The sequence below is a fragment of the Bacillus sp. 0209A genome (assembly GCF_036765095.1).
GTDB classification, from domain to species: Bacteria; Bacillota; Bacilli; order Bacillales; family Bacillaceae; genus Bacillus; species Bacillus subtilis_G.
The window spans coordinates 154,933-167,920 of record NZ_JBAIZV010000006.1; the positions used below are offsets into that span (position 1 = coordinate 154,933).

The 12,988-nt window shown below is 44.9% G+C and carries 16 protein-coding genes; 12 read left to right on the plus strand and 4 right to left on the minus strand.

Going from position 1 to position 12,988, the window contains the following annotated elements:
* The first annotated feature begins 1 nt into the window (after position 1).
* The 11 genes from ytfJ (at position 2) to V6D44_RS18915 (ending at position 10,302) form a co-directional block, all read left to right on the plus strand.
* Positions 2-478, plus strand: a complete 477-nt coding sequence (gene ytfJ / locus V6D44_RS18865) for a GerW family sporulation protein (RefSeq protein ID WP_253268478.1) — start codon at positions 2-4, stop codon at positions 476-478.
* 109 nt (positions 479-587) lie between these two features.
* Positions 588-1,091 (plus strand): thiol peroxidase, encoded by a 504-nt coding sequence (gene tpx / locus V6D44_RS18870; protein WP_087992442.1) that lies wholly within the window; start codon positions 588-590, stop codon positions 1,089-1,091.
* A 58-nt stretch (positions 1,092-1,149) separates the two neighbouring features.
* On the plus strand, positions 1,150-2,136 hold the full coding sequence (locus tag V6D44_RS18875; protein ID WP_087992441.1) for a class I SAM-dependent methyltransferase: 987 nt from the start codon (positions 1,150-1,152) through the stop codon (positions 2,134-2,136).
* 345 nt (positions 2,137-2,481) lie between these two features.
* Positions 2,482-3,669, plus strand: coding sequence for an acetate kinase (locus V6D44_RS18880; RefSeq protein ID WP_087992440.1), 1,188 nt, complete (start codon positions 2,482-2,484; stop codon positions 3,667-3,669).
* An 83-nt stretch (positions 3,670-3,752) separates the two neighbouring features.
* Positions 3,753-4,265 (plus strand): MogA/MoaB family molybdenum cofactor biosynthesis protein, encoded by a 513-nt coding sequence (locus V6D44_RS18885; RefSeq protein ID WP_087992439.1) that lies wholly within the window; start codon positions 3,753-3,755, stop codon positions 4,263-4,265.
* A gap of 170 nt (positions 4,266-4,435) precedes the next feature.
* On the plus strand, positions 4,436-5,647 hold the full coding sequence (locus V6D44_RS18890) for an argininosuccinate synthase (protein ID WP_087992438.1): 1,212 nt from the start codon (positions 4,436-4,438) through the stop codon (positions 5,645-5,647).
* On the plus strand, positions 5,644-7,029 hold the full coding sequence (gene argH / locus V6D44_RS18895) for an argininosuccinate lyase (protein ID WP_087992437.1): 1,386 nt from the start codon (positions 5,644-5,646) through the stop codon (positions 7,027-7,029). The genes V6D44_RS18890 and argH overlap by 4 nt, the downstream gene beginning before the upstream one ends.
* Before the next feature lie 61 nt (positions 7,030-7,090).
* A complete protein-coding gene (locus V6D44_RS18900; RefSeq protein ID WP_087992436.1) occupies positions 7,091-7,225 on the plus strand; it encodes a hypothetical protein in 135 nt (44 codons plus the stop codon).
* 126 nt (positions 7,226-7,351) lie between these two features.
* Complete coding sequence (locus V6D44_RS18905) at positions 7,352-8,119, plus strand: SDR family oxidoreductase (protein WP_087992435.1); 768 nt, start codon at positions 7,352-7,354, stop codon at positions 8,117-8,119.
* Positions 8,120-8,180: 61 nt separating this feature from the next.
* Positions 8,181-8,864: a metal-dependent hydrolase gene (locus tag V6D44_RS18910; RefSeq protein WP_202326931.1), complete on the plus strand. Its 684-nt coding sequence runs from the start codon at positions 8,181-8,183 to the stop codon at positions 8,862-8,864.
* 118 nt (positions 8,865-8,982) lie between these two features.
* The gene (locus V6D44_RS18915) at positions 8,983-10,302 is read left to right on the plus strand and encodes a CBS domain-containing protein (RefSeq protein ID WP_087992464.1); all 1,320 of its coding nucleotides are present in this window, start codon (positions 8,983-8,985) and stop codon (positions 10,300-10,302) included.
* An 18-nt stretch (positions 10,303-10,320) separates the two neighbouring features.
* On the opposite strand, the gene V6D44_RS18920 is transcribed toward V6D44_RS18915, so the two are convergent.
* Entirely contained in the window at positions 10,321-10,623 is a 303-nt protein-coding gene (locus V6D44_RS18920; protein ID WP_087992433.1) for a YtpI family protein, read from the minus strand.
* A 130-nt stretch (positions 10,624-10,753) separates the two neighbouring features.
* Here V6D44_RS18920 and nrnA point away from each other — a divergent pair, with 130 nt between their 5' ends.
* Positions 10,754-11,695, plus strand: coding sequence for a bifunctional oligoribonuclease/PAP phosphatase NrnA (nrnA, locus tag V6D44_RS18925; protein WP_087992432.1), 942 nt, complete (start codon positions 10,754-10,756; stop codon positions 11,693-11,695).
* A 17-nt stretch (positions 11,696-11,712) separates the two neighbouring features.
* On the opposite strand, the gene V6D44_RS18930 is transcribed toward nrnA, so the two are convergent.
* The 3 genes from V6D44_RS18930 to ytrH form a co-directional block, all read right to left on the minus strand.
* The gene (locus V6D44_RS18930; RefSeq protein ID WP_087992431.1) at positions 11,713-11,904 is read right to left on the minus strand and encodes a hypothetical protein; all 192 of its coding nucleotides are present in this window, start codon (positions 11,902-11,904) and stop codon (positions 11,713-11,715) included.
* A gap of 103 nt (positions 11,905-12,007) precedes the next feature.
* A complete protein-coding gene (ytrI, locus tag V6D44_RS18935; RefSeq protein WP_141113413.1) occupies positions 12,008-12,511 on the minus strand; it encodes a sporulation membrane protein YtrI in 504 nt (167 codons plus the stop codon).
* Positions 12,508-12,849: a sporulation membrane protein YtrH gene (ytrH, locus tag V6D44_RS18940; protein WP_024122464.1), complete on the minus strand. Its 342-nt coding sequence runs from the start codon at positions 12,847-12,849 to the stop codon at positions 12,508-12,510. Before ytrH ends, ytrI begins: the two co-directional genes overlap by 4 nt.
* Positions 12,850-12,988 lie beyond the last annotated feature (139 nt).

Genomic DNA, 12,988 nt, shown 5'->3' on the forward strand with positions numbered 1-12,988 from the left:
TATGGCAGACCATCCCATTCAAGGTTTAATGAAAACCGCAATGGAAAACTTGAAGGAAATGATTGATGTTAACACCATCATCGGAGACCCGGTGGAGACGCCGGATGGAAGCGTGATTTTAACGGTCTCTAAAGTTGGATTCGGATTCGCTGCAGGCGGAAGTGAGTTTGGCGGTAAGCCGGCAGAAAAGAAATCCGGAGACGATGAGACAAGAGAACAAAAACTCCCTTTCGGAGGCGGAAGCGGAGGCGGTGTGTCCATTACACCGATCGCGTTTTTAATTGTCGGATCGACCGGCATCAGAATGCTTCATTTAGATGAAAACACTCATTTGATCGAGAAAATTTTAGACGCAGCTCCTCAAACACTAGAGCGCATCCAGCAAATGTTTAAGAAAAACAACAAGAACCAAGGTCAAGGCCAAAACCAAAACCAAAACCAAAATCAAATGAATAATATGAACAATATGAATTATTAAATAAGGGTTAACTGCGGCCGCCGCAGTTAACTTTTTTTTGGCATAAACTTTGCAGTTTGCAGGAAACTTTACTATGATAGAGACATACATACAAAAGGGAGGAATTATAATGGCTGAAATTACATTTAAAGGCGGTCCGGTTACACTTGTCGGACAAGAAGTGAAAGTAGGGGATCAAGCTCCTGATTTCACAGTGCTGACTAACAGCCTTGAAGAAAAATCGTTAGCTGATATGAAAGGAAAGGTAACGATTATTTCTGTTATCCCTTCAATTGACACAGGTGTTTGTGATGCGCAAACACGCCGTTTTAACGAAGAAGCAGCAAAGCTTGGAGATGTCAACGTCTACACAATCAGTGCAGACCTTCCATTTGCACAAGCTCGCTGGTGCGGCGCTAACGGAATTGACAAAGTAGAAACGCTGTCTGACCACAGAGACATGTCATTTGGCGAAGCGTTCGGTGTGTATATTAAAGAACTTCGTCTGCTTGCGCGTTCCGTATTTGTCCTTGATGAGAATGGAAAAGTCGTTTACGCAGAATATGTAAGTGAAGCAACAAACCACCCGAACTATGAAGAGCCAATCGAGGCTGCTAAGGCATTAGTGAAGTAAGCAGGGAAGAAGCTCCAGGCTGCCGCCGGAGCTTTTTTTATGGCAAGGAGGAACACATATGCAAAAAGACCATGTGGGCGCGGTGTACGAGCTGTTAGACGAAGCCGCGATCATCATAAAGAATGAATTGCAAATTTCATATATAGAGGCGCTGGCTGAAGCGGGAGAAATGTATTTTCTTGAAAAAACGAATCAGCTGAAACTGTCTGATGAGAAAACCGAACAGCTTCAGGCTCTGCTTGAAAAAGCGGAATTCGGCACATATGAGCACGAGTGGGTGCGCAAAGCTTTTCAGCTGTCTGTCCTGAAAGGCCTGAAAGATATCTCTCATCCGAACAGACAGATGACGCCGGACACAATTGGGCTTTTCATCAGTTATTTGGTGAATAAGTTTATGGCGGGCCAAAAGGAACTTACGGTCCTTGATCCGGCTGTCGGAACGGGAAACCTTCTGTTCACCGTGCTGAACCAGCTGTCTGAAAAAACGGCGAATAGCTTTGGCATTGAAATTGATGACGTACTGCTGAAGATCGCGTATGCCCAAGCGAACCTTTTGAAAAAAGAGCTTGAGCTGTTCCATCAGGACAGCCTTGAGCCGCTGTTTATCGATCCTGTTGACACGGTCATATGCGATCTGCCGGTCGGCTATTATCCGAATGACGAAGGAGCAGAAGCGTTTGAGCTCAAAGCGGACGAAGGTCATTCCTTCGCACATCATCTGTTTATAGAACAGAGCCTCAAACATACCAAACCGGGCGGCTATTTATTTTTTATGATCCCGAATCATTTGTTTGAGAGCTCCCAAAGCGACAAGCTGAAACAGTTTTTTAAAGAAAAGGTTCATATCAACGCCCTTTTGCAGCTGCCAAAGTCTATTTTTAAAGAAGAGGCTCATGCCAAAAGCATCCTTGTGCTCCAGAAAAAAGGAGAGGGGACGAAAACGCCGGGGCAAATTCTGCTTGCGAATCTTCCGTCTTTCACCAATCAGAAGGCGATGCTTGATATGATGGCTCAAATAGATGCGTGGGTTGGAAAAGAAAAATAGATGTCGAATAGCAGCTTAGGCGGCCGTCATACGATGGATGCCTAAGCTGTTTTTATTGTGGCACTTGATGACCGGACAGGCGAATTGAATCAAGTTTTGAAACACAAAATATAAAAGGGAAAACCGCAATATGTAAGCGTTTGTCAATTCAAAACCTATAGGTGATATGTCTGAAAATAACGACTTCTCACTGTAAGCGTTATCAATATACAAGTTGACTTGAAATGCCGACATGACAATGTTTAAATGGAAAAGTCAGATATTTTTCGGAGAAGAAGATGATATTCACCGGGAAAAAAGTACGAAAAAGAAGTTGTTGATACAGAGTATAAAGGAGCGTCAATCATGTCCAAAATTATTGCAATTAACGCAGGAAGCTCGTCTTTGAAATTTCAGCTTTTCGAAATGCCTTCAGAAACGGTTTTAACGAAGGGTTTAGTTGAACGAATTGGTATCGCCGACAGCGTATTTACGATATCTGTAAACGGCGAGAAAAATACAGAAGTAACTGATATTCCGGATCATGCGGTAGCGGTTAAAATGCTGCTGAATAAGCTAACGGAATTCGGCATTATTAAAGATTTGAATGAAATTGACGGAATCGGCCACCGTGTCGTGCACGGCGGAGAAAAATTCAGCGATTCTGTCTTATTAAGTGATGAAACCATTCAGGAAATTGAAGATATTTCTGAATTGGCACCGCTTCACAACCCGGCGAATATCGTTGGAATTAAAGCGTTCAAAGAAGTGCTTCCAAATGTTCCTGCGGTTGCTGTTTTTGATACGGCATTCCACCAAACTATGCCTGAACAGTCTTACCTGTACAGCCTGCCTTATGAATACTATGAAAAATTCGGCATCCGTAAATACGGCTTCCACGGCACTTCACATAAATATGTGACTGAGCGTGCAGCAGAGCTTCTTGGCCGTCCGTTAAAAGACTTACGCCTGATTTCCTGCCACCTTGGAAACGGCGCTAGTATTGCTGCTGTTGAAGGCGGAAAATCAATTGATACATCTATGGGCTTTACGCCGCTTGCCGGTGTGGCAATGGGTACACGCTCTGGAAACATCGACCCTGCCCTGATCCCATACATCATGGAGAAAACAGGCCAGACAGCTGACGAAGTACTGAATACATTAAACAAAAAAAGCGGACTGCTCGGCATCTCCGGTTTCTCAAGCGATCTTCGTGACATCGTTGAAGCAACGAAAGAAGGAAATGAGCGTGCGGAAACGGCCCTTGAAGTCTTCGCGAGCAGAATCCACAAATACATCGGTTCTTACGCTGCAAGAATGAGCGGTGTCGATGCGATCATCTTTACTGCCGGTATCGGTGAAAACAGTGTGGAAGTCAGAGAGCGCGTTCTTCGCGGCTTAGAATTCATGGGCGTTTACTGGGATACTGCGCTTAATAACGTACGCGGCGAGGAAGCTTTCATCAGCTATCCGCATTCTCCAGTAAAAGTCATGATCATTCCGACTGATGAAGAAGTCATGATTGCGCGCGACGTTACCCGTTTAGCAAAATAAATCGTTTTTAAAGAGCACATTCACTTGAATGTGCTTTTTTGTTCATGCATGATAATGACAGAAAAAATAAAAGAGGTGAGCTGATGAGCGTTCAAGAGCATAAACAAGAAGCGCCCGATATCGTTCGGTGCAAAGTGATCACAGTCAGTGACACGAGGACGGAAGAAACGGATAAAAGCGGCAAGCTGATGATCTCATTTTTAGAAGAAGCCGGTCATCACATTGCCGCCTATGAAATTGTAAAAGATGAAAAGGATGCTTTGCAGCGGGCTGTCCTTGCCGGTTGCATGGATGAACAGACAGACGCGGTACTCTTAAACGGAGGGACGGGCATAGCAGATCGGGACGTCACCATTGAAGCCATTTCGCCGCTGTTTTCAAAAGAACTGCCCGGCTTTGGAGAAATATTCAGAATGCTGAGTTATACAGAGGATATCGGCTCGGCCGCAATCATGTCGAGAGCGACTGCCGGCGTTATCCAGCATACAGCTGTTTTCTCAACGCCAGGCTCAAGCGGCGCGGTAAAGCTGGCAATGAAGAAGCTGATTATTCCCGAACTTGCACATGTCGTCAGAGAAATCAGAAAAGACAAGTAAATGAATAAATACTAAGAAACTTCACCTGGAAATTCAGGTGAAGTTTTTTTAATAAAAGGCTTGAAAAAACGAAAAGTACTTGTTAAAGTGTATACATACAAAATGTATTTTTATTAAATATAATTTATTTTTATACAAAAAAGAAACATGGCTGAGAGGAGATTTTTATCATGTCAGAACAGAAAAAAGTTGTATTAGCATACTCAGGAGGCCTTGATACCTCCGTTGCAATAAAATGGCTTCAGGAGCAAGGGTATAATGTGATCGCCTGCTGCCTGGACGTCGGTGAAGGCAAGGATTTGGCATTTGTTCAGCAGAAAGCGCTGGAAGTAGGCGCGACAAACTCCTACGTGATCGATGCAAAAGAAGAATTCGCACAGGACTACGCGCTTATCTCTTTGCAGGCTCATACGATGTATGAAGGAAAATATCCGCTCGTTTCCGCATTATCTCGACCGCTGATTGCGAAAAAACTGGTTGAAATCGCTGAAAAAGAAGATGCACAGGCGATTGCGCACGGATGTACAGGGAAAGGGAATGACCAGGTTCGTTTCGAGGTCTCTATTAAATCATTAAATCCTGATCTTGAAGTCATCGCGCCGGTTCGGGAATGGCAATGGTCACGTGAAGAAGAAATTGAATATGCGGCAAGCCGCGGCATTCCGATTCCGATCAATCTTGACAGCCCGTATTCTATCGACCAAAACCTATGGGGACGCGCAAACGAGTGCGGCATTTTAGAAGATCCATGGGCGGCTCCGCCTGAAGGTGCATACGATCTAACAGCTCCGCTGGAAAAAACGCCGGACACGCCGGAAGTGATTGAAATTGCGTTTGAGCAAGGCGTGCCTGTATCCATTGACGGCGTAGCCTACTCGCTTTCTGAACTGATTTTGAAGCTGAATGAAATGGCAGGCGCTCACGGTGTCGGACGTATCGACCACGTGGAAAACCGCCTTGTCGGCATTAAATCCCGTGAAGTATACGAATGCCCAGGTGCAATGACACTGATCAAAGCGCATAAAGAATTGGAAGATTTGACGCTTGTAAAAGAGGTAGCCCACTTTAAACCGATCATCGAGCAAAAAATGTCAGAAATCATTTACAACGGCTTATGGTTTTCTCCGTTAAAAGACGCGCTGCACGCTTTCTTAAAAGAAACGCAACAGCATGTCACAGGCATTGTTCGCATCAAGCTGTTTAAAGGCCATGCGATTGTAGAAGGACGCAAATCAGAATACTCTCTATATGATGAAAAACTTGCAACATATACAAAAGACGATGCGTTTGATCACCATGCGGCAATCGGGTTTATCGAGCTTTGGGGACTTCCGACAAAAGTGAACAGCATCGTGAAAAAGAAGGAGCAGATGAAAGCATGAAGAAGCTTTGGGGAGGCCGATTCCAAAAAACACCGGAAAAATGGGTCGACGAGTTCGGCGCGTCCATATCATTTGACCAAAATTTAGTGACTGAAGACATTACAGGGTCTCTCGCACATGCTGCCATGCTGAAAAAATGCGGAATCCTTACAGCGGAAGAAGAGCTGAAAATCCGTGAGGGACTAAATACCCTTCTGCAAAAAGCAGAGGAGGGGGCATTGCAATTCTCAGTCGATTATGAGGACATTCATTTGAACATTGAGAAAATGCTTATTGACGAAATCGGCCCTCTCGGAGGCAAGCTGCATACCGGAAGAAGCCGGAATGATCAGGTGGCGACTGATATGCATTTATATTTGAAAAATCATGTCGATCACATCATTGAGCTGATTGAGGCGTTCCAAAACGCGCTGATCGAAAAGGCGGAAGCGAATGTCGAAACGATTCTGCCGGGCTACACACATTTGCAGCGCGCCCAGCCGATTTCATTCGCTCACCATTTGCTTGCGTATTTCTGGATGCTGGAGCGCGACAAGGAGCGCTTTCAGGATTCAATGAAGCGGATTAACAAATCTCCGCTTGGCTGCGGAGCGCTCGCGGGAACAACCTTCCCGATCGACCGTGACTATTCAGCAGAACTGCTCGGTTTTGATTCCATCTATGAAAACAGCCTGGACGGCGTCAGCGACAGAGATTTCATTTTGGAGTTTTTAAGCAACAGCAGTACGCTGATGATGCACCTATCCCGTTTCTCTGAAGAGATCATTCTCTGGTGCTCTCAGGAGTTTAAATTCATCGAGCTTGACGATACGTACGCAACGGGAAGCAGCATGATGCCGCAAAAGAAAAACCCTGATATGGCAGAGCTGATCCGCGGCAAAACGGGACGCGTATACGGCGATATGATGGGGCTGTTTACGATCATGAAAGGCCTTCCGCTCGCTTACAACAAAGACCTACAGGAAGACAAAGAAGGCATGTTTGACACGGTGAAAACGGTCGAGGGGAGCCTGCAAATCTTCACAGGCATGATCGAAACAATGACTGTAAACAAAGAGAATATGAAGCAAGCGACAAAACAAGACTTTTCAAATGCGACAGAACTGGCCGATTATTTAGCGAAAAAAGGAATGCCGTTCAGAGAGGCGCATGAAGTGGTCGGGAAACTTGTGTACACATGCATCGAAAAAGGGATCTATTTAAGCAATATGCCGTTTGGCGATTTTCAGCAGGCGAGCCCGCTCTTTGAAGAAGATATTTACACTGTGTTAGACCCCTACCACGCAGTAGAAAAAAGAATGAGCGCCGGAGGCACCGGGTTCAAACAGGTAGAGCAGGCGCTTGGAAAAGCGAAAGCTTGCGTGGCAGCAGGCGTTTGTTAAAATTTCCTTCATAAAATCCCGTCATTATAGCCAACCTATTTCTATAATGATGGGAGGCAGGATGATGAAAAAAGAACCGGAACGCTATATTTATGATGATCAAGAAAGTCAGGAGACAACAAGGCTTATTTCAGAAGCATATCAAAGCGGTTATGTGGATATGTTTGATCAAGAGCCTTCATCTTCTGAGGAATAAGCTGTCTGTACAGGCAGCTTTTTTTGTATGTCAAAGTGTAAAAAGTGATATTGAAGGCCTTTTATAGTAAAGTAGAAGAAGAAACACTTTATTGAAAGCGGCGACGTTGCTTTGGGAGGTATTCATGTGCGACATGCTTTAATTACTGCCGGTTCGAAGGGTTTAGGCCGAAAAGTGACTGAGATGTTGCTTGCAAAGGGGTATTCAGTAACAGTCAATTACAGGCGGGATGAGGAGGCTGTCAGCCGCCTGAAGGAAGCCTGTCCTGATTGTCTTGACCGGCTGCAATTTGTAAAAGGTGATGTCACCAAAAAAGAAGATCTGCTCCGTATTGCAGAGGCTGCCTTAAACCGCTTCGGAAGGATCGACTTTTTGATTAACAACGCGGGACCATACATATTTGAACGTAAAAAGTTAGCCGATTATACTGATAATGAATGGTACGGTATGTTGGAAGGGAATTTAAGCGCCGTCTTTCATTTATTCAAAGCGGTTATTCCGACCATGAGACAACAGCAGTTCGGACGCATCATCACGTACGGATTTCAAGGTGCGGCGCACGCGCCAGGCTGGCTTCACCGATCGGCATTTGGCGCTGCGAAAGTGGGTTTGGCTTCTTTGACGAAGACCATTGCCATTGAAGAAGCCGAATTCGGCATAACCGCCAACATGGTTTGCCCGGGAGATATTGTGGGCGGTATGAAGGAAGCATCAATAGAGGAAGCCAGAAAGCGAATTGGCAAAGAAAAAACGCCGATAGGAAGATCGGGCACAGGCGAGGATATCGCCCGGATTATCGCTTTCTTGTGTGAAGAGAACTCAGACCTTGTGACAGGGACTGTCATTGAAGCCACCGGAGGCCTCAATGTCATTAATAAGAATCAATCGACATAAGTTTTTCAGTTTCTTGAAAAGGGAAAATATAAAATCAACATAATGTGACGAGGTGAAAGAAATGAAAGTGACATATCACGGACATTCTGTTATCACAGTGGAAACGAAGGATCATCATATGATATTTGACCCGTTTTTGACAGGGAATTCGTTAACGGATCTAAAGCCGGAGGATGTAAAAGCAGACGTCATCTTATTGACGCACGGACACAATGATCATGTCGGCGATACAGAACAAATTGCCAAGCAAAACAACGCGTTGGTTGTTGCTCCGAACGAGCTCGCCGTGTACTTAGGCTGGAAAGGCTTGAATGTTCATCCAATGCACATCGGCGGCTCCCGCCAGTTCGATTTTGGAAAAGTGAAGCTCACACAGGCTTTTCACGGATCAGCCATCACAGATGAAGAAAACAAAACGATCACTTACACAGGCATGCCAGCCGGTATTTTGCTGACTGTGGAAGATAGAACGATTTTCCACGCGGGCGATACGGCTCTTTTCTCTGATATGAAGCTGATTGGCGAATTGAATCATATTGACCTTGCCTTCCTGCCGATTGGCGATAACTTTACGATGGGGCCTGAAGACGCCAAGCTTGCCGCTGAATGGCTGCGGGCAAAACAGGTCGTGCCGGTTCATTACAATACATTCCCGGTTATCGAACAAGACCCTGAGGCATTCGCTGACAGCCTGCCGGGCGGAGTCGGTAAAGTCATGGCGGTCGGTGAGACGATCGAGCTTTAACCGGCTGAAAACATCTCCTGATTCATCAGGAGATGTTTTTTATTTTTCCCGCTCATTGCGTACAAATCCTCCGAGCCCTTATAATAAAAGCAGAAGACTGTCCTTAGAGGTGAAAGGCTTGGCAACGAAGCATGAACAAATTTTAACGTATATTGATTCACTCCCTGTCGGTGAAAAAATTTCTGTGCGAAGAATTGCAAAGGAAATGAAAGTAAGCGAAGGGACCGCATACAGAGCGATCAAGGAAGCAGAGAATAAAGGGTTTGTCAGCACGATTGAACGTGTGGGCACAATCCGGATTGAGCAAAAGAAAAAAGAGAATATTGAAAAGCTTACCTATGCAGAGGTTGTAAATGTCATAGACGGACAGGTGCTCGGGGGCCGGGCCGGACTCCATAAGACATTAAATAAATTTGTCATCGGCGCGATGGAGCTGGACGCGATGATGCGATACACCGCAGCGGGGAATCTTCTGATTGTCGGAAACAGAATCAACGCGCACAGACAGGCGCTTGAAGCGGGCGCGGCTGTATTGGTGACCGGGGGCTTCAACACGGATGACAGTATTGTACAGCTGGCAGATGAGCTTGAGCTGCCGATTTTATCCACGAGCTATGACACCTTTACAGTAGCCGCAATGATTAACCGGGCGATTTATGACCAGCTGATCAAAAAAGAAATCGTTCTGGTGGAGGACATTCTAACGCCAGCTGACCGTACGGTATATCTTTCGCCTAAGGATAAACTTGAAAAATGGTATGAGAAAAACTTTGAAACGGGACACGGCCGGTTCCCAGTTGTTGACGATCAGATGAAAATCCACGGCATCTTGACATCGAAAGATATTGCCGGCCATGAGCGAAACGCATCCATCGAAAAGGTCATGACCAAAAATCCCGTCACGGTTATTGGGAAAACATCTGTCGCCTCGGCGGCGCAAATGATGGTATGGGAAGGGATTGAAGTGCTTCCCGTTACTGACGGCCACCAAAAACTGATCGGCATGATCAGCCGCCAAGACGTGTTAAAAGCCCTTCAAATGATTCAAAAGCAGCCGCAGGTCGGGGAAAAGCTTGATGATATCGTTTCAAAGGGATTTAAAGATGAGGATGATGATAAAGAGGGTCAAACGGTTTACGAGTATGAAGTCACGCCGCAGATGACAAACCAGCTCGGAACAATTTCTTATGGTGTGTTTACGACCATTTTGACGCAAGCGGCAAACCGGTTTTTGCGCTCGAAAAAACGCGGTGAACTCGTAATAGAAAGCATCACCATTTTCTTTTTGAAGCCTGTGCAGATGGAATCGGTCATCGAAGTCAAACCGCGCATTTTGGAGGCCGGCAGAAAGTTTGGAAAAATGGAAGTTGAAGTGCACAGCCAAGGCCATATCGCGTCTAAAGCGATGCTGATGGTTCAGCTGATGGAAAGAAGCTAAGGGACGTTCAGGCGCCCCTTACGCGTGATCTCTTTCAGCTTCTTTGGCGTGAAGGGGATTGTAATGCCTGTAGGCTTTATAACCTGCCCAAGCGCTTCCTGCTCCTATGACGATAAAGATACCGCCGATTACTAATGTTAATACCGAATGGAATAATATCATTTGGTTGAGCCCGTAGAACAGGACCAGTGACCCTAAGGCCATGCTTGATTTTGCCGAACAGATTTCTTTTTCCAAAGCTTGCTTTGTCCGTACGCCTTTTACTTTATAGTACACATAAAAGCAGGCTGAAAGCCCAATCAAAAAAACAAGAACCAGCATAAATGAAATCCTCCATCGTAAAAGTTTACAAACCCATTCTATACAAAAACGGGCTTGGTTTTGACGTTATTTTTCTTTTCCGTCGGCAGAGAATGTGATTTAATGAATAAAAACAATAAAGGAGTATCAAATGAAAACAGAATTAATCAGAACCATATCATTATATGACACGATTATCTTACATAGACATGTGCGCCCTGATCCGGATGCTTATGGATCTCAGTGCGGGCTTACGGAAATCCTGCGTGAAACGTATCCAGAAAAAAATATTTTTGCGGTCGGCACGCCTGAACCGTCCCTCTCTTTCCTATATTCCCTTGATGAGGTGGACAATGAAACATATGAAGGCGCACTGGTCATTGTCTGCGATACGGCAAATCAGGAAAGAGTCGACGATCAGCGTTATCCTTCAGGCGCCAAACTGATGAAAATCGACCATCATCCGAACGAAGATCCATACGGTGACCTTCTCTGGGTCGATACAAGCGCCAGCTCAGTAAGTGAAATGATTTACGAGCTGTATTTAGAAGGAAAAGAGCACGGCTGGAAGCTGAATACGAAAGCGGCAGAGCTGATCTATGCCGGCATAGTCGGAGATACCGGACGCTTCTTATTTCCGAATACAACGGAAAAAACATTAAAATATGCAGGCGAGCTCATTCAGTATCCATTCTCTTCCTCAGAGTTGTTTAATCAATTGTATGAAACAAAACTGAATGTGGTGAAGCTTAACGGCTTTATCTTTCAAAATGTGTCATTGTCCGAAAACGGCGCCGCTTCTGTTTTCATCAAAAAGGATACGCTTGAAAAGTTCGGCACCACGGCTTCTGAAGCGTCACAGCTTGTCGGGACGCTCGGCAATATCTCAGGTATTCGCGCTTGGGTGTTTTTCGTAGAAGAAGATGATCAAATCAGAGTCAGATTCCGTTCGAAGGGTCCTGTCATTAACGGACTTGCCCGGAAATATAACGGCGGAGGCCATCCGCTTGCTTCAGGCGCCTCTATTTACAGCTGGGATGAAGCTGATCGGATTTTAGCTGATCTGGAAACACTATGTAAAGAACACAAGTAGAGGGGAGACCCTCTCTCTTAGTGTTCATCTGTGACGGGGATGAACCAGCAGCCGAAATCAGTAAGGTCCTCGTAGACTTGGAGATTGTGAAATTGAAGTTCTTTTTTTATGAGGGAAGCGAGTGAGTTTGTTTCGGCATATGCAGAAAAACCTTGTCTGAGCCGGGCTGCTTGATCTTTTGCTAACTGACGGTCACTGTAAACCTCCATTTCCCTTCCTCCTTCCTTTTGCCATTAAGCCTCTCACATATAGTTTATAAAAAAGAATGGGAAAAAGCGACAGAAGTTTAGAGAATTTAAAAAAAATCCATAATTACGCCGCAAATGATATTTCAAGTTCTACTGTCAGTCTCGTATAAATAATTAATTCTTTGACGGTTGCCTCGTATTTTTTTTCATTGATCATATAGACTTTATTTTCGATTGTCCGTTTTAAAAGATCCTTTGTTTGATAGACGCTCTCTATGTCTTTTGTAATCACCTCTGAAATATTATCCTTTACATGCTCCTCGAATTTCGTTTTATCCGGCTGTGATATTTTATATTTATCCCCATTCTGTAATTTAACGCTGACGCTTTGGATCAGCAGTTTTCTTTTATTATCTTCGTTCAGTTTATGGAGGTCTTCCTGATAGATTGAAATTTGATTGTTTAAGTCTTTGACATGCTCTTTTTGTTTTTCAATGAGGCTGACCTGCTCCTCTTGGAATGTACCGTAAGTAAACAGGAAAAAGAACCAGCTGATCACGGCTCCGCACATCATTCCCGCAAAAAAACGCTGCCACCCCGGTTTTTTGTAATGCTGTGGCACCCTCATGAAGAAATATGCTCCTGGGTCAGCCATGAAATAATAAGCCAGCCGCTTTGCGCCCCGCCCATGGCCGAGATAATGAGAAGAATCTGCTTGAATAAATCTCTCGTATTGCCTTCAAGAATGCCTCGTTCAAAGCTGTATACCGCATCGAATGTACCGCCGATAGCGGCGACCAGCGCCCATATTTTTAATCTGTTGGCAAGCTTTGTAATGACCGTAAGCGGGGCTTCGCCTGCCAAATATGCTCCGAGGCCTCCGATGAGTGCGCCTCCGATCAGCACCCCTAATGCGATAAAATAACTGTTGATGAAATTTACCATAAAACCAGCTTCCTGATCCATCTTGATCACCTCACCTTTTATATCATATTGAGCTTTCAGGACAAGTATGATGACGACTCGAAAAAGAACATTTGTTTCTTTTGAAAACCCGACTTATAATGTAGAAAGAAACGGATCGTAATGGAGAAAGAGGTGATAG